Raw genomic sequence first — 21,412 nt, forward strand, 5'->3', positions numbered from 1 at the left:
GACGAGGCGCAGACTACTCTTATATATCGTTTAGTGCTTCATTAATAGTTTGGTAAATATAATCAAGGTCTTCATTACTGATTATATAAGGCGCTAAAATATAAATGATATTTCCCAGCGGCCTAAGTATAATCCCCCTGTCCAGAAAGTAATTGTACAATTGATTTCTCAATCCACTTAAATAAGAGGTATCTGAACCTGTTTCCCACTCCATTACCAATATGGTTCCTGCCTGCCTTACATCCTTAAGCTTTGGATGACCTTTTATCTGTGAAGCAAAAGCTTCATGTTTTGCTACTACTCTATGAATGTTCTCAAGCGTTTCCGGTTTTAATAAAATATCCAGACTGGCCAATGAGGCTGCACAAGTTACCGGATTAGCCGTAAATGAATGTCCGTGATATAAGGTTTTAAGCTTGTCATCACTTAAAAATGCGTCAAATATTTTTTGGTTACATGTAGTAATCCCCATTGGCATAGTGCCACCTGTAAGCCCTTTAGACAAACAAAAAATATCAGGATTGGTATTTAGTGCTTCGCAGGAGAAATACTTACCAGTGCGCCCAAAACCAGTCATCACTTCATCTGCTATTGTCAATATCCCGTGTTTCTGACAAGTTTCAATTAACTGATCCAGATACTGGGGTTCATACATTAACATTCCGCCTGCACCTAAAACCATCGGTTCAAATATAAAGCAGGCAACCTCATTAGAAAGATAATTGATCTTAGATTTAAGCTGCTCAATATTCCGCTCATTAGGAAGATCAATAAATTCAACATCAAACAAAAGAGAAGCAAAGGGATCAGTAAAAATACTCCGTCCACTCACCGACATGGCACCAAAAGTATCGCCATGATAAGCCTCCCTAAATGCAATAATTTTAGTACGGGGCTGCTTGGTCGTATTAACCCAATACTGTAAGCACATTTTAATGGCTACCTCTACAGCTGTAGATCCATTATCACTATAAAACACCTTTTCCTGCTTACCAGGCAATAATGGCAGCAGACGTTCTGCCAGCTGTACAGCCGGTTCATGGGTAAAACCTGCAAATATTACATGCTCTAAAGTCTTTAATTGTTCAGCAACTTTAGCGGCAATATGAGGATGAGCGTGTCCATGAATGGTAACCCACCAGCTGGAAACGGCATCAATATATTTCTTGCCATCTTCATCAAATAAGTAAACACCCTCTCCTCTTACAATTGGGACATGAGGTGCGGCATTTTTCATTTGTGTGTAAGGATGCCATATTACTTTTTTATCCCTTTCGGCTAAACTCATTGGTTTCTTTCTTTAATTAATAGTTCTACTACAGTTTTGTCAGTTTTAAAAGTCACGTCGTCAGTTTTAAGGTCATTTAAACTAACCCATCTAAACGACTGTAAGGTATTTTCATCAAAATCAAATACATCAGTCTTAAAATTCAACGCTAAAGGATGTAATGCTTTTACGGTATAATAAATACTTAAAATCTGACTATCGTTAAAAGAAGATTGCTCATAGAAGTCGGTAGTATAAAGATGATTGAGTATCTCAATTTCAGCGTTGCATTCTTCCATAAACTCCCGTTTAAGAGCGTCTATAAGACCTTCACCCAGCTCTAATCCACCACCGGGGAATTTACTGAATGTCCGGCCACCAGATTGTTCGTCGCTAATCAGTACCTGGTTTTCAGCATTAATTAGTAAGCCGTATACTCTTACATTAAAATAACTCATTGATCGAAGTGTTTTTGATTTTTAGTTGCATTCTCGATTGTCCATTTAATTTCACCTCTAAAGGCTTCCTTCCTTACCGGACAATCATTCATTTTACAATAGTTGCAGCAAGCAGGTAAGCAAGGGTCTGCGTGAATAAACAATTCTGTTTTCCGATGTGCATTGCCATTTATAAGCTTATCAATACTTGATATTTCCTGATGAACACGATTGAGATCGAAATAATAAGGGAGCGTGAAGTGGCAATCTATATGCAGATCGGCACCATACTGCTGCGCCCTCAGGTTGTGTACATCTATCCAGGGTTCCTTTCGGTTTTTCTGCAAAATTTCGATAATGTCTTTTACAAGATCAATATTACTTTCATCCATCAATCCACCTATAGATCTTCGCGTAAGCTTATATCCGTTGTAAATGATGTATAATCCTAATAAAATCGAGATCACGCTATCCAGCCAATAGATTTTGGTGAGTTGTATTAAAATTACACCAACCACCAGACCGGCACTGGTTATGGCATCAGTAAGCAAGTGTTTCCCATCAGCCTCCAGTGTAATTGAATTGTGTTTTTTGCCGGTATTTATCAGATAAAAACCTATAATTAAGTTTACAATTCCGGTTGCCCCTATAATAATAGCCCCTTCAAAAAGCTGATGAATTGGCTTAGGATAGATTAAATCGTAAGTAGATTTAAAGATAATGATCAATCCGGCAATGGTTATTAGCGTACCTTCCAGAAAAGCTGAGAAAAACTCCACTTTACCATGACCATAAGGATGATTTTTATCTTTAGGGATGGTGGCCAGATAGATGCTATAAAACGCAAAGCTGCTGGCCAGTACATTCACAATACTCTCTAAAGCATCGGTTAAAATTGCATTGGACTGAGTGATGAAATAGGCAACAAATTTTGCCAGCATAAGCGCTATCCCGATGCATAAAGAAAGAAGTATCGCCTTTTTTTTAGGTTGCACTTTATAGAGATTAGCCACCAAAAATACAGTTTCACTATCGAATTACATTAAAAAGTATTTTTTTTAGTTTATAATTCAGTGAGGTTCATATATTTGTCACTGCACAAAATTAAATTTGCCCACGCACAAATTATTATGACATTTTTATCCAAAAGAATCAATAACCTATCTGAGTCACAGACAATTAAAATGGCTAAGTTAGGCAGAGAGCTATCCGCAAAAGGAATAGACGTTATTAACCTAAGCTTTGGTGAGCCAGACTTCTTTACACCTGAGTTTGTTAAGGAGGCTGCAAAGACCGCTGTAGATGAGAATTACTCTTACTACACTCCGGTTTCTGGTTACCCTGAACTACGTAAGGCAGTTGCAGAAAAGTTATTGAGAGAAAATGGATTAACCTATGGTTTCGATCAGATTGTAGTTTCTACAGGAGCTAAACAATCACTTGCCAACGCAGTAATGTGTCTTGTTGATCCAGGAGACGAGGTTATCGTTCCAACCCCTTACTGGGTATCTTATTCAGAAATGATTAAACTTGGTGAAGGTGAAACAGTATTCATCAACGCTACAGTTGAAAACAACTTTAAAATTACAGGAGCGCAATTAGAAGCAGCAATTACTCCTAAAACCAAATTGTTCATGTTTTCTTCGCCATGCAATCCAACCGGATCTGTTTACAGCAAAGAAGAATTGGCTGATTTAGTAGCTGTTTTTGAAAAACACCCGAACATCTATATCATCTCTGATGAAATTTATGAGCACATCAACTTTGTTGGTAAACATGCTTCAATTGCTGAATTTGATTCAGTTAAAGACAGAGTAATCCTGATCAATGGTTTCTCTAAATCTTACGCTATGACTGGCTGGAGAGTTGGTTACATGGCTGCGAATAAAGAAATTGCAAATGCTTGCGATAAACTACAAGGCCAAATCACTTCAGGTACTTCTTCTATCGCTCAACGCGCGGCTTTAGCCGCATATCAGGGTGGTTTAGATACGGTAAACGAAATGGTTGGCGAATTCAAAAAACGTAGAGACATCGTTTATGCCCTATTAACAGAAATTCCAGGTGTTAAGGTAAATCTTCCAGACGGAGCTTTTTATTTCTTCCCTGAAATAAAATCTTACTTTGGTAAAACCGATGGTACTCAAACCATCAATAGCGCAGAAGACTTAAGCTTGTTCTTATTAAACGAAGCTCATGTATCTACTGTTACAGGTGAAGCATTCGGAAACAACGATTGTATCAGAATTTCCTATGCTGCAGCTGAAGATAAACTTAGAGATGCCGTTTCAAGAATCAAAGCTGCTTTAGCTAAATTGAGCTAAGTTAGTACTTAGATATTGGTATTTAGCACTTAGACATCAAGCTCAAAATATAACAAAAGGCCTGTTTCGTCATCCGGAACAGGCCTTTTTATTTCTTTATGTTTCTCCCTATTACTCCATCCGTGTTGGACTAGCGAGTTTATGCTGAGGCGCCATATTTAAAAACTGAGTGTTCTGGGAAAAGGCATAGGAAATTTTGTCCTTTTTCAGGGCAAAAGATTCCAGCCTTTGAGTAGTAATACTCAGTTTTTAAGCAAAGAGCGAAGCCATATTATGAGCGAATCGCTTCAACAGGATCCAACCTCGACGCTGCGTAAGCCGGCCAAAAGCCCGATATTGTGCCTATAATAACAGACACACCTATTCCCAGCATAATATTCTTCATAAATAAGATCATCTCAAAACCGGCGGCACTGGCTGCTAAGGTAGCCAAGTAAACCAGGAGCAAGCCTAACAGCCCTCCGAGCAGGCACAGCGCTATTGCTTCAAATAGAAACTGCAGCATAATAAAATAATTTTTAGCGCCCAGCGATTTCTGAATACCGATAATATTGGTGCGTTCTTTTACCGAAACAAACATAATGTTAGCAATACCAAACCCTCCGACAAGAATAGAAAAGCCACCAATAACCCAACCTGCTATATCAACCATTCCGAACATGGTATCTAACTGATTAGATGCGATAGTACTCTTATTCAAAGAGAAATCATCCTCTACACCAGGCCTTAGCCTTCTAATGGAACGCATAGTCCCTTGTATTTCACTTTCAATCTCATCAAGAGCAATGTGTTCAAAACCCCTTACCGTAATTGATGGGTCATATCTATCGCTTTCGATATCCATAATACCCTTCGCAAAATTTAAAGGCATTACAATATTTTTATCCTGCGACATACCCAGAATATCTTCTCCTTCTTTCTTAAAAACACCAACTACATTCAATTTACGGCCCATTACTATTATGGATTTACCAATTGCTGGTTCTCCATTAAATAAACCTTCAGCTACAAGAGCACCAATAAGAACAACAGGAGAACCTGCCCTTCCTTCATTCTCAGTAAAATATCGACCTTCCTGAAAATCCAGGGTCCATGTTTTATTGAAATCCTGAGAAGCGGCTCTTACTCCCACACCTTCTACAGAATTACTTCTGTATTTAATGGTTCTCTCATTTGCCCAGATTTCATAAGACAAGCCTTCGGCATGTTCCAGACGATCCCTAAGCAACTCATAATCTCTCAGCGACGGCACAGGTCTGTTCATATATTTCCACCACGGATAATCTCCAAAACCACCCCATGGCCATTTCTGAACAAATATTGTTTTAGAACCCAGTTTATCTATACTTGCCTGCAGTTTACTTCTAAAAGTATCAGCAGCAGAAAACACGAATATGATTGCAAAAATACCAATGGTGATCCCTAATAAGGAAAGCATGGTGCGAAGCTTATTTTGGCGGAGAGCATCAAATGCAAATCGAAAACTTTCGCCTATTAGTTTGAGAATGATCATAATTAATGTTTAGACCAAAACTAACCAAAAAGGTTACAGAAAAACATTATATAATATAAAAAATACATTTATGTTTATGAATAAAACATATCTTGTTTATCAGGACGTAAGTTAATTGCAAAAAAGAAGATTATATTTTGTAAATTTGCGCCCTTAATTATCACATCGAAAAATATGAAGTTATCTCAATTTAAGTTTAATCTACCTGAATCATTAGTTGCCAATAATCCTTCAGAACAAAGGGACGAAGCCCGTTTAATGGTTTTACACAAGGATAGTGGCAAAATTGAACATAAAATATTTAAGGATATTTTAGGTTATTTTGATGATAAGGATGTAATGATATTGAACAACACCAAAGTTTTTCCTGCCCGTTTATACGGAAACAAGGAAAAAACAGGTGCGACAATTGAAGTCTTCTTATTACGTGAACTGAACAAAGAATTACGTTTATGGGATGTTTTGGTTGATCCGGCCCGTAAAATCCGCGTTGGAAACAAATTATACTTTGGTGATGACGATTTATTAGTTGCCGAAGTTGTTGATAACACCACCTCACGCGGACGTACCATCCGTTTCCTATTTGATGGAACTGACGAAGAATTCAGAAAAAATATCGAAATCCTTGGCGAAACGCCACTTCCAAAATACATTAAGCGTAAAGCTACTGCGCAGGATAAAGAACGTTATCAAACTATATTTGCAAAACATGAAGGTGCAGTTGCTGCCCCAACTGCTGGCTTGCATTTTAGCAGAGAGTTGATGAAACGTCTGGAATTAAAAGGTATTAATTTTGCAGAAGTTACTTTACATGTTGGCTTAGGTACTTTCAGATCTGTAGAGGTTGAAGATTTAACTAAACACAAAATGGACTCAGAACAGTACATTATTGAGCAAAAAGATGCAGATATTGTAAATAAAGCGATTGAAGAAAAAAGAAGGGTTTGTGCTGTTGGAACTACTTCGATGCGTGCAATAGAATCTGCTGTTTCTTCAAACAGAACACTTAAGGCGGCTAACGACTGGACGAGCAAGTTCATCTTCCCTCCATATGATTTCAGTATCGCTAACTCAATGATTACTAACTTCCACACTCCGGAATCAACTTTATTGATGATGGTAAGTGCATTTGGCGGTTACGATTATGTTAGACATGCTTATGAAGTAGCTTTAAAAGAAAAATACCGTTTCTATAGCTATGGTGATGCTATGTTAATCATTTAGTACTTTAGATACTAGTACTTAGTATTTAGACAAAATGCAAATAGCTCATTAACTATACGATTTATCTAAATACTAAGTACTAAATACTCACTCATGAAATACTACGCTATTTTAGTTGCAGGTGGTTCCGGCAACAGAATGCAAAATACCATCGCCAAACAATTTCTATTATTAGATGGCAAGCCGATACTCATGCATACACTTGAGGCTTTTCATCAATGCCCACTAAACCCCGAAATACTCTTAGTATTAAACATACATCAACATGCCTACTGGGAAGAGCTTTGTAATACTTACAGCTGCTCAATTCCTCATCAGGTAATAAAAGGTGGCGAACAAAGATTTCACTCCGTAAAAAACGGTTTAAAAGCAATTAGGGGAAAAGGGATTGTTGCCGTACATGATGCAGTAAGACCATTGGTATCTCCTGAGCTTATCTCGAAATCATTTCAGGTAGCGGAAGAAAAAGGCAACTGTGTTGTAGGCATTAATCCAACAGATTCCATCAGGAGAATCATTGGAGGCCAAAAAAGTGAGTCGCTGAACAGAAATGAGGTCGCTTTGATACAAACCCCCCAAACATTTAATCTGGACATGTTAAGAAAATCATATGAAAAGCCATTCAGAAATGAGTTTACGGACGACGCCTCAGTTGCCGAGTATTCTGGATTTGAGATAAATATGATAGACGGAGAAAGAGAGAATATTAAAATTACTTATCCGGAGGATCTTGAAATTGCTTCAATTTTCCTCAAGCGGTCGTTACGCTGATAAAAACAAATGGTCTCTAATAGCATAACGACCGATTAACAGGAATGCTATTACGCTGCCCTATTGATAACTTTTAGAATAATTGCGATAACAGCAATCACTAATAAAATATGGATTAAGCCACCAACATTCGGACCAAAACCATTAAAGAAGAAGCCAATGATCCACAGTATTACTAATACTACGGCAACTAGATAAAGTAGATTTCCCATAACGTTTAATTTAAGTATATGTTTAGATAGATTTCAGGTTGTGTTAAACACTTCCATGACAATACATAAACAATCATCGTTCCAAAAAAAGAAAGGCCCCTATAATTGGGGCCTTTCTTTTTTATTAGTTATGGTTAATATTCGTCTTCGTTAAAGAAGAAATCATCCTTAGTAGGGTAATCTGGCCAAATTTCTTCGATGGTTTCATATGGTTCCCCATCGTCTTCCAAAGCTTGTAAATTTTCTATCACCTCTACAGGTGCTCCAGATCGTATACCATAATCTATCAATTCATCTTTTGTTGCAGGCCATGGAGCGTCTTCCAAATGCGATGCGAGTTCTAAAGTCCAATACATATTTCTTTACTATTAAGTTATTCTAAATTTATTCGCAAAAGTATATTAAAAAACCTGAGCAAAACAAACTTTTTTTTCCACTTTTTTTAAAGCCTCGGAAGCCATATATTTTCTTCCGTTCCAGCATCTAAATTCAGTTTTCGTGCCAAAACAAATAAATAATCGCTTAAACGGTTCAAATAAATGGTCATTTTTTCGTCAACAAAGCTTTCGGCAGCCAAATGTACCGTTAAACGCTCTGCACGGCGGCAAATACATCTTGCAACATGGCAGTAAGAAACTACCGTATTTCCACCTGGCAACACAAAATGCTTCAATTCTGGCAGTATTTCGTTCATGCCATCCATTTCCTGTTCCAACAGTGCAATGTCGCTTTCATGAAGGTCGGGTATCTTCATTTTGGATTTTTCAGGATCAGCAGCTAGCGATGCTCCTACAGTGAATAACCTGTCCTGAATCTCTTTAAGTATTTTTTGATGATGGTTATCTATATCCTGACACATGATTAATCCTATGTAGGAATTAAGCTCATCAACGGTTCCATAACATTCAATACGCAAATGGAATTTCGGAACTCGGGTACCTCCTATCAACGAGGTTAATCCCTTATCACCGGTTTTGGTATATATCTTCATTAAGAAATGTTATACTATTTTCTCAAAATCACTGCCTATTTTTTCCAGATTGCTAAGGCGTGGCGATACGGTTTTAATATCTTCATTCTTATAGTCCTTCTCAACCAAACCATCGCGCATACGCACAATGCGATGAGCATGTTGAGCAATATCCTCCTCGTGCGTAACCAGGATGATGGTATTTCCCTTACTATGAATTTCTTCAAGCAAACCCATAATTTCTATGGAAGTTTTAGTATCAAGGTTACCTGTTGGCTCATCGGCCAATATAATTGATGGGTTGTTTATTAAAGCTCTGGCAACAGCTACACGCTGGCGCTGCCCACCCGAAAGCTCATTAGGCTTGTGTGTAACCCTGTTGCCCAGGCCTACGTTTTCCAAAGCTTTTTGAGCCCGCTCGTCACGCTCCTTTTTAGAAGCACCGGCATAAATTAATGGTAAAGCAACATTATCTAAAGATGTTGAACGGGGTAAAAGATTAAAAGTTTGAAAAACAAACCCGATCTCTTTATTTCTTACCTCAGCAAGCTCATTATCGGTCATATGGCTCACATTAATTCCATTAAGAATGTATGTTCCCTTACTTGGGGTATCTAAACAGCCAAGAATGTTCATTAAGGTCGATTTACCAGAACCTGAAGGCCCCATTAAAGCAACGAACTCGCCTTTATGGATATCAAGAGTAACGGATTTTAAAGCATGAATAACTTCTGAACCTATAACGTATTTACGGCCTATCTCTGTAATTTGTATTAATGCTTTTTCCATCACTTTTTTCTTTTTAGACGATCTTTAATACTTCAATGTTACACTTCAGCTTATTTTTCTATGATCTTAGGGACAAAGAAGAAGCTTTCGTTGTGTTTAGCTGCATTCTTTAATCCATCTTGTACTGTAATTTCCTGCTTCACTACATCTTCTCTCCAGATGTTTTCTTCCTGGTTCATATAAACCAAAGGCTTTACACCTGTAGTATCCAACTCATTCAACTTCTCCATAAAAGTAAGTATCTTATTCATGTCGGCAATCAATGTATCAACTTCTTTATCTTCAATAGCTATTCTGGCTAAATCAGCAACTTTATTTATGGTTTGCTTATCTATAATCATTTATGAGCAAGTTTACTGTTTATTAAATCAAAAACACGGTCCTTCAATATATCTGAGTCATCAACACCCAAATCCTGAGTCCCAATTGGTTTGTGGATGTAAATATCGCAAATTCCCGGACTTGTTCCATATTTTGATCCATCATCCCACATTCTTTTCCAAACATTAATCATACTGACAGGAACAATGGCTATATTTTTTTCAATTGCAAGTCTAAAAGGCCCATTTTTAAAAGGGATTGTTTTGGGAGGATATTGATCTTCTATCCTTCCTTCCGGAAAAATAATCAGGCTCATTCCCTTTTCCAGATTATCACCTGCTTTTTTAAACGCCCTAAACGCCGAAATCTTACTCTCACGCTTTACCGGAACATCAATAGTATTAAAAAACAACTTTAAAACAGGGTTAGCCAGCAACTCTTCTTTACCCATAAAATGAAAGCGTCCCTTTGCAATTACACAAAGTATCATGATATCAAAATTAGAAGTATGATTGGCACAATAGATATAAGTCTGATCGCTTTTTAATTCCTCTTCAAACTTAATACGATAAGCCAATCCAATAAAGAAACTACAAATGAAGCTATTCCATTTGCGCAATTTGTTCATCAGGTCGTAGTACTTTGGGTTTCTCGAAGCAAGATAATAAAACGGGTAAAACAGAGCCGAAAAAACCAAAAGAACAAATAAAGAATAAATACGGTGCAGGTGCCTTAGAAGTTTAACCATTGAATTCAAACATACAAATTTTTAGAATTCAAACCATTAAAGTATCAGAGTTGAGAAATTAATTAACCAATTAAAGAAATAAGGATAAAAAAAGAAATTATTAGCAGATCGAGTTGTGGTTTTTTATTAATTTCGGCCCTATGAAAGAAACGGTAGTTAGTGGCATACGTCCGACAGGAAAATTACACTTAGGGAATTATTTTGGTGCAGTAACCAACTTTGTAAAAATGCAGTACGATTATAACTGCTTTTTTTTCATTGCTGATCTTCATTCTTTAACAACTCATCCTACTCCTGGAGATTTACATGGCTACGTTAGACACGTTTTGGTAGAATATCTTGCATGTGGAATAGACCCTGAAGAAACAACCATCTATATTCAGTCTGATGTTCCGGAAGTTGCCGAACTGTATTTATATCTTAATATGAATGCATACATGGGTGAGTTGGAAAGAAGTACTTCATTTAAAGACAAAGTAAGGTCTCAGCCAGATAATGTAAATGCAGGTCTGCTAACCTACCCTACCTTAATGGCAGCTGATATTTTGATCCATAAGGCTACAAAAGTACCCGTTGGAAAAGATCAGGAACAGCACCTTGAATTTACACGTACTTTTGGCAATAGATTTAACAGATTATATAATTCAGAATATTTCCCTGAAGCATTTGCTTTTAACTACTCGAAAAATCTGGTTAAGGTACCTGGTTTAGATGGAAATGGAAAAATGAGCAAATCAAACGGAGAAGGTAGCTGCATCTATTTATCAGACAGCCCTGAAATTATCCGTAAAAAAGTGTCGCGCGCGGTAACTGATAGTGGCCCTTCAGCGGAAAACCAAACAAAACCGGAAGCAATCCAGAATCTGTTTGATTTAATGAAAATTGTTTCACCCGCCGATACACTGAAACATTTTGATGACTTGTATAATAAAATGGGTATTCGGTACGGTGACTTCAAAAAGCAACTGGCCGAAGATATGATCATTTTTAACACCCCCATTCGTGAGCGTATTGAAGATCTTTCTAAAGACAGTTCATATTTACGTCAGGTAGCTATTCATGGTGCTTTAAAAGCCAGAGAAAGCGCACAAAAAACAATAAGAGAGGTCAGACAATTAATTGGCTTCAAATCATTTTAACTTATTGCCTAAAATAACTACCTTACTGATCTTCAATAAAAGTTTATGCACATAGCGATAGTAGGAAATATAGGAGCAGGAAAAACCACGCTAACGGGTTTACTGGCTAAGAATTATGGATGGGAAGCTTTATACGAAGCTGTTGACAATAACCCATATCTCGAAGATTTTTACAGCGACATGAAAAGATGGAGCTTCAATCTTCAAATTTACTTTCTTAATAGTCGTTTCCAACAAATCGTAGATATACAAAACTTCAACAGAAACGTAATACAGGATAGGACCATATATGAGGATGCTCATATATTTGCTGATAACTTACACGATATGGGCCTGATGACCACAAGAGATCATCAAAACTATAAAGCAATTTTTGCAAATGTAACCTCGTTTATCAAACCTCCTGACTTACTTGTTTACCTTCGTGCATCTGTACCTACATTGGTTAACAATATCCAGCGCAGAGGCAGGGAATATGAGGCCAGCATCCGAATAGATTACTTATCAAAGTTAAATGAAAAGTACGAAGCCTGGATTAAAGATTATAAACTGGGTAACCTGCTTATTCTGGATAAGGATAAATTAGACTTCACTAATAACCCTGAAGATCTGGGAACAATAATACAAGCTATAGAAGCCGAAATAAACGGATTATTTTAAATGAAGATTCTCGGAATCATACCTGCAAGATACGCCTCAACCCGCTTTCCGGGTAAACCTTTAGTTCAAATTAAGGGAAAGAGTATGATCCAAAGGGTTTATGAACAAGCTAGTAAGGCCACAAGCTTATCTGATGTAATTGTGGCTACCGACGATGAACGCATTGCTGCTGAAGTTAAAAGGTTCGGAGGCAAATTCATTGTTACCGGAAGTGATCATTTAAGTGGCACAGATCGCTGTGCGGAAGTAGCAACGTCTGTTTCCGGATACGATGCCATCATAAACATACAAGGTGACGAGCCTTATATAGACCCAGAGCAGATTGATCTTTTAGCCTCGTGTTTTAACGAAAAGGGGGTTCAGTTAGCTACCTTAATTAAGGAAATACATACAGAAACTGAGCTTTATAATGTTAATATTCCTAAAGTGGTTATCAATTCCAAAGGAGAAGCCACTTATTTTAGCCGACAAACAATCCCGTATATCAGAAGTCAGGAAAAGGAGAATTGGCTAAAAGCTCATCAGTTTTATAAGCATATCGGCATTTATGGTTACACCTATCCTATCCTGTTAGAAATTACTAAACTCCCTCAATCCTCTTTAGAAATTGCAGAAAGTTTAGAACAATTAAGATGGATAGAAAATGGGTACAGAATCCAAACCAAAGTAACTGAAATTGAAACCATAGCCATAGATACCCCTGAAGATCTAATTAAAATAAACGATGGCGTATGAAACAACTAATAACCTGCATTTTTCTCTGCACCATTTTTTTAGTTGCATGTAATAGCACAGACAAAGACGATGCCGCCGGAAAAGATCTTGTAAAGATTGTAACAAAGCCATTTAGTGATTCTTTAAAGGCTGATACCTTTAAAGTACAGATACTGGGGGATAAACCCGACAACATGCACCTTGCATTCTCCATCACCTCTTTTAATGGCAAACAGATTTACGATGTAGACATTAAAGCTACCGATTTGTTCAAGAATTACATTGCTACCATTGATCTTTCCAAGAAGAAAAATCAGATCAAATTTCTACAGGAAGAAGTTAACCGTTTCTTTGACGACGAGAACTTCATGGAACCCGCCGTTGATGAGGCAGACCTGCCTGATGCAAACGTACCCGATAAAGCATTTTTCGACGAGTTAAAAAAAAACAGATTGAATGGATTCATTTATCGACTTGGTAAAGAGAGTAAAAACTACGTAGCCTGGTCTGATAAAGAAGGTAAGGTTAAAACTTACTATACCTGTTGCACTAAGTAAAATCTTATATTTTAGTAAAAACCCCTATCAACACAATAAATGCTTATTTGATGCGTTTTTGAGCATTCCATTAAAATTGTTGAAAATAATTAAAAAAAATATTATGATAATTTCAAATTTAACACTATGTTTATATAACGAAACAAAAAGAACTACGTAATAACTTATAAATAAACAACCTAGAATATTCTAACCAAATATACTTTAAAGAAAGTGCCCGAAATATTTCGGGCCTTTTTTTTGTCCCCCAGCATAAAAACCTTAAGTTGTCAAAAAACATTATTTTAGCTTTCTTAATAAATGTTATACGGTAATTTATGCTGAAGAGGTTATCCATTTTCATTTTCCTTACACTATCGTTTCTTACCGTAACTGCGCAAAAAGCAAGTGTTGCCGGTAGGGTTGTCGATACATTGGAAAAAAGGAATCTGGAACACAGTTCAGTTTTATTGCTAAGATCCGTTGACTCTGTAATGGTTAAAACTACTCGAACAAATGCAGAGGGAAAGTTTGAATTTAGAAACATGGCCAAGGGTGATTACAAGCTGCTGGTAACATTCCCTAAAATGGCCGACTATATCACGAACTTAAGGATTTCGGACACTTCCAACATCAAACTGGGCGACATTAAAATGGAGCTAAAATCAAAACTCTTAAGTGAAGTAGTTATACAGGCTAAAAGTGCCGTACGCATGAAAGGCGATACTTTGGTGTTTCAGGCTGATAGCTTTGCTGTGCGTAGCAATGCGAATGTTCAAGAGTTGCTAAAGAGGCTACCAGGAGTTGTTGTAGATAAAAACGGAAATATAAAAGCACAGGGTAAAGATGTAAAGACAGTTTTGGTTGATGGAGATGAGTTTTTTGGCGATGACCCGCTTTTAGCCACAAAATATTTAAAGGCAAATGCTGTAGAAGAAGTTCAGGTTTTCGATAAAAAAAGTAAAACAGCAGAGCTTACGGGAATAGATGATGGGGTAAAAAACAAAACCATTAATATCAAATTAAAGGAAAATGCCAAAAACGGATACCTGGCATCTTTAGATGCAAACCAGGGAAACGACAAGTTCCGTGATTACGGTGCTATGGCTGGGGTTTTTAAGAGCAAGCTCAAAGCTGCAGTTTATGGAACCTACTCTACCCTAACCAATGATTCTAAGATCAACCGATCTATGCGAAAGCTTAAAGGCGAAGAATATGATGTAATTGAGGTGGGCGATGATGGCAGCTCAGTGATGTATTCCTCCGGTGGTGATGATGATGATGATTACAGCTCCCCCACCAGCGGTTTGCCCAATAATTTCAATATGGGGGGGCACTTTGCCGACAGGTTCGAAAACAACACAATGGGAATAAAGCTCAATTTTAAAGGCTTCGATTACAAAAACAAGAATGTAAGAACTTCTAAATCCGAGGAACTTTTACCCAATGGATCGTTATTTTCAAGCTCCGGAAGAAAAGAAGACAGGTCGAAAAATACAGGTGAAAGCTTAAGAGGTGGATATAGTTACAATATCGACTCACTTACTACATTAAAAATAGCCTTTGGAGCAAAGCAAAACAGAAATCAGCTAAACTCTACGAGTGACGACTTTACAAGAGATCAGCGAGGCTTATTTATCAGTAACAATACCCAAACCAATACCGGCTCTGGTCATAGTGAAGCATTTAATGGAAATATCAACTGGTCAAAAAGATTTAATAAAAAAGGAAGAACACTATCAATAGACATTCAGCCCGAGAATCTTTCCAGTAAAAACATTGAAAAAAGTATAAATCAGACAAAGTACTATGATGACAATGGCCATGAAAACCGGGTAGAAAACACGAACCTGAATAAAGACAACGTAAACGATCAAAAGTCAATAGGCACCAGGATCAGTTATACAGAACCCTTGTCAAAACGGTGGGCTATAGAAGCAGGATATAGCTTTAAAACAATAGCATCAAGCAGCTACAGATTAGTTTCAGATAATAGCACCAATAAAATAGACTCTTTAAGTAATAATTTTAAGTTCATCAATTTCTCTAATGTTGGAAAAATAATTACGCAATATAAGGTTAAGAACTTCTCTATCTCTACCGGATTGGAAGCCACACAAACAAATTTTGTGCTTAAAGATCTGGATCAGCAAAGCGACTTTGATCGCAACTATTTAAACTTGTCGCCAAGCACCAACCTATTCTATAAAATAAACAACAACAGCAACTTATCTGTAAACTACAATGGTTACATGCAACAGCCAAGCATTAATCAAATACAACCGGTAAGGCAGCTAAACAACCCCTTATTTCAGGTTATTGGAAACCCATCTTTAAGGCCTTCGTTTACAAATAACTTCGGCCTTTCTTACAATAGTTTTCAGTTCTCAACCGACCAGTATATCTCTGGTTATTTTAGCTACGGTTTTACAAATAACGCAATTGTCGACACAGAAATAGTTGATGAATTTAACAAAAGAATCTCCAGCTATACCAACCTGAATGGAAACAATTCAATAGCAGGAAACGTATATTACTCTAAAGGTTTTCCGAAGTTAAACTTCCGCTTTGGTGTAGACCTCGGGTTTAATACCTCCAACAACCAAACGATATTAAACTTTACACGAAACAAAACAAGAAACACTCAATTTAATTTGAGAACATCTTTTAATTACTATACACATAAACTTGATTTAAGCTATACCCCATCGGCCAGCTTTATGTATGGTAAATCATCTATTGGTAGCATTAACGACGGCAGAAGCTTAATTCACGACCATGAGTTATCTGCAACAGTACAATTACCTTACAAATTCGAATTTAACTCAACCATGTCACTTTCATTTCGTCCTGCCAACTCATCTTTTGATAAAGATCTGGACGTAATCATATGGAATGGATATCTATCAACCAAGGTATTAAAAAACGAAGCGCTTGAAATTAAACTTTCCATAACAGATATCCTTAATCAAAAAATTGGATACAACAGATATGTTGGTGGAAATATTAAAAGTGAAAGTACGTTTAGCTATATTCCCAGATATGTATTATTTGGAATAAACTGGAATTTAAGTGGTAATTTTATTAAAAACTCCAGCGTTAAATAGCTAATCAATGAGTAGGTCTGTATTTTTTCTTCTCTTCTGTGCAATGCCGTTTAAGTTGCTGGCCCAGCAGCTTTTTATTCCGAATGGAAAAATTACGTTCGAAAAAAGGATAAACATGGTGCGTACAATGGCGGATTTTGGACTTTCTGATGAAATTAAAGGAGGTATGAAAAAGTACAAAACCAGTAATTGGGACCTTTATTTTGACCGTACAAGGTCTATTTATAAAGCTCAAAAAAAAGACGACAATGATGAGGATTTAATGTACTTTATTGCACCTGGCGAATCGACCAACGAACTTTATGCCGATTACGCAAACAGAAACCGCGTATTAAGGAAAAACATTATGGGCGACGATTACCTGCTAAAAGATACTATACCCTATGTAAGCTGGAAAATTATGCACGACATCCGTATTATTTCCGGTTTCGAATGCAGGAAAGCCATAGGTCGCATTAACGACACGGTTTATGTGGTTGCTTTTTATACAGATGAAATTTTACTGCGCGGAGGACCTGAGGGGTTCAGCGGGTTGCCAGGCATGATATTGGGACTTGCCATCCCCAGACTAAATACGACCTGGTTTGCCACCAAAGTTGATGCTTTTACTAATTTTAATAACGAAATTCAACCACCTAACAAGGGCAAAAAAACAGAAACAGAGAGAGAATTGAAGAAATTAATTGAATTATTTACGCGTTACAACGGAAATAAAAACGAAAAACCAGAAGAAATACGCAAAGCGATATATGGATTTGTACTTTAAACCGGCTTATTTATATAATTGTTAGTCAGCAGCTAGAAGGCAAATCATATAGAGAATTTCATTAAATCATTTTTTCCTTTACGAATATTTAAAAAAAGAGCCTTAAAGCTTCGGTTTATTTGCTAACTTTGTATCCCGTACAAAAACAATAAGGACAGCATAAAAAACTGCCTTTATATCAGAAATTCACAAACATGACTAAGTATATTTTTGTTACGGGCGGTGTTACTTCCTCTTTGGGTAAGGGCATCATCTCCGCTTCATTAGCCAAACTATTACAAGCACGCGGCTACAGTGTAACCATTCAAAAGTTTGACCCGTATATCAACATCGATCCGGGAACGCTAAATCCTTACGAACATGGCGAATGCTATGTTACTGAAGATGGTGCAGAAACAGACCTTGATCTTGGGCACTATGAGCGTTTCTTAAATGTTCCAACCACACAGGCTAACAACATTACTACTGGTCGTATTTATCAGAATGTAATCAACAAAGAAAGACAAGGGGAATACCTTGGTAAAACTGTGCAGGTTGTACCTCATATTACTGATGAGATCAAAAGAAACATGCGCATTTTAGGCGATAGCGGTAAATATGATATCGTTATTACGGAACTGGGTGGTACTGTTGGTGATATCGAATCTCTTCCATTTATAGAGGCAGTACGTCAGTTTAAATGGGAAGAAGGCGCTAATAATGCCATAGTTATCCACTTAACACTAATCCCTTTCCTTGCAGCAGCCGGCGAATTAAAAACCAAACCTACACAACACTCTGTTAAAGCTTTATTGGAGTATGGTATACAACCAGATATTTTGGTTTGCCGTACTGAGCACCATATCTCTCAGGACATCCGTAAAAAAATTGCCTTGTTCTGTAATGTAAACGTTAATGCGGTAATCGAATCTATTGATGCATCATCAATTTATTCAGTTCCGTTGTTAATGATGAAAGAGCAGTTGGATAAAACGGTCTTAACCAAATTAAAACTGGCTCATAAAAACGAACCTGATATGGAAAGCTGGAAAGATTTCCTTGGTCGTTTAAAAAACCCTACATCAGAAGTAACTATAGGTGTTGTAGGTAAATATGTGGAATTACCTGATGCTTATAAATCTATAACTGAGTCATTTGTTCATGCCGGTGCAAAGAACGAATGCAAAGTACGTGTTCAATACATTCATTCAGAAGGAGTTTATCCTGATAATGCGAAAGAAAAACTTGGTCATTTAGATGGTTTACTTGTTGCTCCTGGTTTTGGTAGCAGAGGTATTGAAGGAAAAATTGATGCAATTAAATATGTAAGAGAAAACAACGTTCCGTTCTTTGGAATTTGTTTAGGTATGCAATGTTCAGTTATCGAGTATGGAAGAAATGTACTTGGATTACAAAATGCAAATACTACCGAGATTGATGAAAACACTGAGCATCCGGTAATTAATATGATGGAAGATCAGAAAACCATTACCAATAAAGGCGGTACCATGCGTTTAGGTTCTTATCCATGCGACCTTAAAAAAGGTACCAAGGCTTATGCTGCTTACGGAAAACAACATATTACAGAGCGTCACAGACATCGTTATGAATTCAATAACGCTTACTTAAGTCAATTTGAAGAAGCAGGAATGATTGCCTCAGGTATCAATCCTGAAAGTAATCTGGTAGAAATTGTGGAGCTTAAAAACCATCCTTTCTTTGTTGGTGGACAGTTTCACCCTGAATTAAAATCAACAGTTGCTAATCCTCACCCACTTTTTGTTAAATTTGTCGCCGCAGCGATGGAGTTTGCGAAGAAGAAAATAAAATAATACGCGTTTAATTAACAATAATGGATAGAAATACGTTTACAGGATTATTCCTGATCATGATTGTTCTGGCAGGTTCTTTTTACTTTTTCAAGCCAAGTGAGGCTGAAATTAAAAAAGAAAATGAAAGAATTGCTGCTGATTCTATAAAGAAAGCAACAGCAAATACTACCGCAACTCCGGCTACAGCAGCAGTTGCTACATTGCCAGCTGTTGATTCGACTGCATTAAAAGGTCCTTTTGGTGGCAATATCTCTGGCACAGAGCAAACTAGCGTTTTAGAAAACGAGAACTTAAAATTAACTTTCACTAACAAAGGTGGTAAGATTCTTTCCGCTCAAGTTAAAGGACAGACTACTTATGATGGTAAACCGGTAATTTTGTTTGACGGTAATCAAAACAAGTTTGGCTTAAACCTAAACATAGGTGGCAAAATTGTAAATACTAACGATTTATATTTTACTGCTTCTAAAAATGGCGCAAACAGCGTAATTATGCGCGCCAATTATTCTGGGGATAAATACATTGAATTTGTTTACGATGTAAAACCGAATAGCAGTAAGGTTGGTTTTAACATTAACCTGAATGGCTTAAATCAGGTTATTCAGAACAATACAATTACTTTAAACTGGGAAGCTACTTTACTTGAACAAGAAAAATCAGGTAAAAAAGAGCAGGAACATTCAGCTCCATATTACAAATATGCTGGCGAAAATCCCAACCATCTAAGTGTTGCTAAAGACGAAAAAGAAGAACTAAAAGAAGGAAAAATCGAATGGTTCTCTTTCAAACAACACTTCTTCTCGGCGGTATTAATACCAACAGTTCCTTTTGATAAAGGTGAACTTGAAGTTAAAGTAACTACTGAGCCAGGTCAGATTAAATGGTATGGCGCTAATATGCAACTTACATTTAACCAATTGGCTGCTCAAAACTATTCCATGGAGTTTTACTTTGGAACCAACAAATTCTCTACCTTAAAAGCTCAGGGACATGAATTGGAAAAACAAGTAGACATGGGATACTGGCCATTAAAATACATCAACAGATTTATTGTATTGCCTGTATTTAACTTCCTTGAAGGTTTTGGATGGGGGTATGGATTAATTATCCTGGTACTGACAATTATGCTAAAACTAGCCATGTCGCCATTAACATATAAATCATATCTTTCAATGGCTAAGATGAGAATCTTGAAACCTGAGATGGATGAAATTAAAGCAAAGGTAGGCGATGATAATCCAACATTGTTACAACAGGAATATTTAAAGCTTTACAAACAAGTAGGCGTTAATCCATTGGGCGGCTGTTTACCAATGTTACTGCAATTACCATTTGTAATGGCTTTCTTCTTCTTCTTCCCCAATTTATTTGAGTTAAGAGGCGAAAGCTTTTTATGGATGAAGGATCTTTCTACCTATGATGATTTTATCAAGTTTGGTGTAAACATTCCTATTCTGGGTAATCACTTAAGTTTAATGTGTATACTGATGACGATTTCAACATTGATCTACACTTACTTTAATAATCAGATCTCTGGTGCAACCGGTCAAATGAAATACATCGGTTACATTATGCCAATTGTATTTCTAGGTGTGTTAAATAGCTACCCATCAGGTTTGAACTACTACTACTTCTTAGCTAACATGTTAACGTTTGCTCAGCAGTTCCTAATCAAGTCTATGGTAGATGATGAAAAAATCCATAAAACACTTCAGGATAACAAAACCAAACCTGTTGTAGAGAAAAAGAAATCAAGATTCAGTGCTAAGCTGGAAGACTATATGCGTCAGCAGCAACAAGCACAGATTCAACAAAAAAAGAATAAATAATTCTATTTCTTTAAGAGGCTATATAAACGTCCACAAAAAAGGGGTTATCATGATATATGATAGACCCCTTTTTTGTATCAATTTGCTTTAACCAATCTAGTCCTTATAGCAACGCTTCACATGGTTCACCCTTCTTTCACTCTTTGTCCACAAAAAGGTACTTGCGCGTGGATTTGGTGTATGCCTGGTGTGAACAATAAGTGGAAAAACAAGCCCTGGTATCCCCTTTTATTGTAAAATTTGATATACAATACGGATATGTCTTAAAATTTTC

At 36.9% G+C, this 21,412-nt stretch carries 21 protein-coding genes; 11 read left to right on the forward strand and 10 right to left on the reverse strand.

From position 1 onward, the window contains the following. Window positions 1–19: 19 nt before the first annotated feature. The 3 genes from bioA to HQN86_RS00750 are packed head-to-tail and all read right to left on the reverse strand — an operon-like array spanning window position 20 to window position 2,699. Window positions 20–1,288: an adenosylmethionine--8-amino-7-oxononanoate transaminase gene (gene bioA / locus HQN86_RS00740; RefSeq protein WP_172659149.1), complete on the reverse strand. Its 1,269-nt coding sequence runs from the start codon at window positions 1,286–1,288 to the stop codon at window positions 20–22. Further along, window positions 1,285–1,725: an NUDIX domain-containing protein gene (locus tag HQN86_RS00745; protein ID WP_172659150.1), complete on the reverse strand. Its 441-nt coding sequence runs from the start codon at window positions 1,723–1,725 to the stop codon at window positions 1,285–1,287. Before HQN86_RS00745 ends, bioA begins: the two co-directional genes overlap by 4 nt. Continuing rightward, window positions 1,722–2,699 carry a cation diffusion facilitator family transporter gene (locus HQN86_RS00750; protein WP_172659151.1) on the reverse strand — a complete coding sequence of 326 codons (978 nt, stop codon included), beginning with the start codon at window positions 2,697–2,699 and terminating at the stop codon, window positions 1,722–1,724. The genes HQN86_RS00745 and HQN86_RS00750 overlap by 4 nt, the downstream gene beginning before the upstream one ends. Before the next feature lie 135 nt (window positions 2,700–2,834). Between HQN86_RS00750 and HQN86_RS00755 the strand changes: the two genes are divergently transcribed. After that, window positions 2,835–4,028, forward strand: a complete 1,194-nt coding sequence (locus HQN86_RS00755; RefSeq protein ID WP_172659152.1) for a pyridoxal phosphate-dependent aminotransferase — start codon at window positions 2,835–2,837, stop codon at window positions 4,026–4,028. A gap of 271 nt (window positions 4,029–4,299) precedes the next feature. Here HQN86_RS00755 and HQN86_RS00760 read toward each other — a convergent pair whose 3' ends face one another. Then, window positions 4,300–5,541 (reverse strand): ABC transporter permease, encoded by a 1,242-nt coding sequence (locus HQN86_RS00760; protein WP_172659153.1) that lies wholly within the window; start codon window positions 5,539–5,541, stop codon window positions 4,300–4,302. A 174-nt stretch (window positions 5,542–5,715) separates the two neighbouring features. Between HQN86_RS00760 and queA the strand changes: the two genes are divergently transcribed. Together queA and HQN86_RS00770 are read left to right on the forward strand one after the other, a co-directional pair. Next, entirely contained in the window at window positions 5,716–6,765 is a 1,050-nt protein-coding gene (gene queA, locus HQN86_RS00765) for a tRNA preQ1(34) S-adenosylmethionine ribosyltransferase-isomerase QueA (RefSeq protein ID WP_172659154.1), read from the forward strand. A 93-nt stretch (window positions 6,766–6,858) separates the two neighbouring features. Then, window positions 6,859–7,536 (forward strand): 2-C-methyl-D-erythritol 4-phosphate cytidylyltransferase, encoded by a 678-nt coding sequence (locus HQN86_RS00770; RefSeq protein ID WP_172659155.1) that lies wholly within the window; start codon window positions 6,859–6,861, stop codon window positions 7,534–7,536. A gap of 50 nt (window positions 7,537–7,586) precedes the next feature. Here HQN86_RS00770 and HQN86_RS00775 read toward each other — a convergent pair whose 3' ends face one another. The 6 genes from HQN86_RS00775 to HQN86_RS00800 form a co-directional block, all read right to left on the reverse strand. Further along, window positions 7,587–7,748 (reverse strand): lmo0937 family membrane protein, encoded by a 162-nt coding sequence (locus HQN86_RS00775; RefSeq protein WP_152542334.1) that lies wholly within the window; start codon window positions 7,746–7,748, stop codon window positions 7,587–7,589. 134 nt (window positions 7,749–7,882) lie between these two features. Next, window positions 7,883–8,104, reverse strand: coding sequence for a DUF2795 domain-containing protein (locus tag HQN86_RS00780; protein ID WP_008240955.1), 222 nt, complete (start codon window positions 8,102–8,104; stop codon window positions 7,883–7,885). 86 nt (window positions 8,105–8,190) lie between these two features. After that, window positions 8,191–8,739, reverse strand: a complete 549-nt coding sequence (locus tag HQN86_RS00785) for a cob(I)yrinic acid a,c-diamide adenosyltransferase (protein WP_172659156.1) — start codon at window positions 8,737–8,739, stop codon at window positions 8,191–8,193. A 9-nt stretch (window positions 8,740–8,748) separates the two neighbouring features. Next, on the reverse strand, window positions 8,749–9,507 hold the full coding sequence (locus HQN86_RS00790) for an ABC transporter ATP-binding protein (protein WP_172659157.1): 759 nt from the start codon (window positions 9,505–9,507) through the stop codon (window positions 8,749–8,751). 50 nt (window positions 9,508–9,557) lie between these two features. Beyond that, window positions 9,558–9,848 (reverse strand): Asp-tRNA(Asn)/Glu-tRNA(Gln) amidotransferase subunit GatC, encoded by a 291-nt coding sequence (gene gatC, locus HQN86_RS00795; protein ID WP_048906171.1) that lies wholly within the window; start codon window positions 9,846–9,848, stop codon window positions 9,558–9,560. Continuing rightward, window positions 9,845–10,576 (reverse strand): lysophospholipid acyltransferase family protein, encoded by a 732-nt coding sequence (locus HQN86_RS00800; RefSeq protein ID WP_172659158.1) that lies wholly within the window; start codon window positions 10,574–10,576, stop codon window positions 9,845–9,847. Before HQN86_RS00800 ends, gatC begins: the two co-directional genes overlap by 4 nt. A 140-nt stretch (window positions 10,577–10,716) precedes the next feature. Here HQN86_RS00800 and trpS point away from each other — a divergent pair, with 140 nt between their 5' ends. The 8 genes from trpS (at window position 10,717) to yidC (ending at window position 21,138) form a co-directional block, all read left to right on the forward strand. Continuing rightward, window positions 10,717–11,715, forward strand: a complete 999-nt coding sequence (gene trpS, locus HQN86_RS00805; protein WP_172659159.1) for a tryptophan--tRNA ligase — start codon at window positions 10,717–10,719, stop codon at window positions 11,713–11,715. A 45-nt stretch (window positions 11,716–11,760) separates the two neighbouring features. Further along, window positions 11,761–12,375, forward strand: a complete 615-nt coding sequence (locus tag HQN86_RS00810; protein WP_048906174.1) for a deoxynucleoside kinase — start codon at window positions 11,761–11,763, stop codon at window positions 12,373–12,375. Continuing rightward, a complete protein-coding gene (gene kdsB / locus HQN86_RS00815) occupies window positions 12,376–13,110 on the forward strand; it encodes a 3-deoxy-manno-octulosonate cytidylyltransferase (protein ID WP_172659160.1) in 735 nt (244 codons plus the stop codon). Continuing rightward, window positions 13,107–13,646 (forward strand): hypothetical protein, encoded by a 540-nt coding sequence (locus HQN86_RS00820; RefSeq protein ID WP_172659161.1) that lies wholly within the window; start codon window positions 13,107–13,109, stop codon window positions 13,644–13,646. Before kdsB ends, HQN86_RS00820 begins: the two co-directional genes overlap by 4 nt. A 317-nt stretch (window positions 13,647–13,963) precedes the next feature. After that, window positions 13,964–16,732, forward strand: coding sequence for an outer membrane beta-barrel family protein (locus HQN86_RS00825; protein WP_172659162.1), 2,769 nt, complete (start codon window positions 13,964–13,966; stop codon window positions 16,730–16,732). A 7-nt stretch (window positions 16,733–16,739) separates the two neighbouring features. Further along, window positions 16,740–17,498: a GLPGLI family protein gene (locus HQN86_RS00830; RefSeq protein ID WP_172659163.1), complete on the forward strand. Its 759-nt coding sequence runs from the start codon at window positions 16,740–16,742 to the stop codon at window positions 17,496–17,498. A 194-nt stretch (window positions 17,499–17,692) separates the two neighbouring features. Then, window positions 17,693–19,309, forward strand: a complete 1,617-nt coding sequence (locus HQN86_RS00835) for a CTP synthase (protein WP_172659164.1) — start codon at window positions 17,693–17,695, stop codon at window positions 19,307–19,309. A 20-nt stretch (window positions 19,310–19,329) separates the two neighbouring features. Further along, complete coding sequence (yidC, locus tag HQN86_RS00840) at window positions 19,330–21,138, forward strand: membrane protein insertase YidC (RefSeq protein WP_172659165.1); 1,809 nt, start codon at window positions 19,330–19,332, stop codon at window positions 21,136–21,138. Window positions 21,139–21,412 lie beyond the last annotated feature (274 nt).

The sequence above is a fragment of the Pedobacter panaciterrae genome (genome assembly GCF_013204795.1).
GTDB lineage: Bacteria > Bacteroidota > Bacteroidia > Sphingobacteriales > Sphingobacteriaceae > Pedobacter > Pedobacter panaciterrae.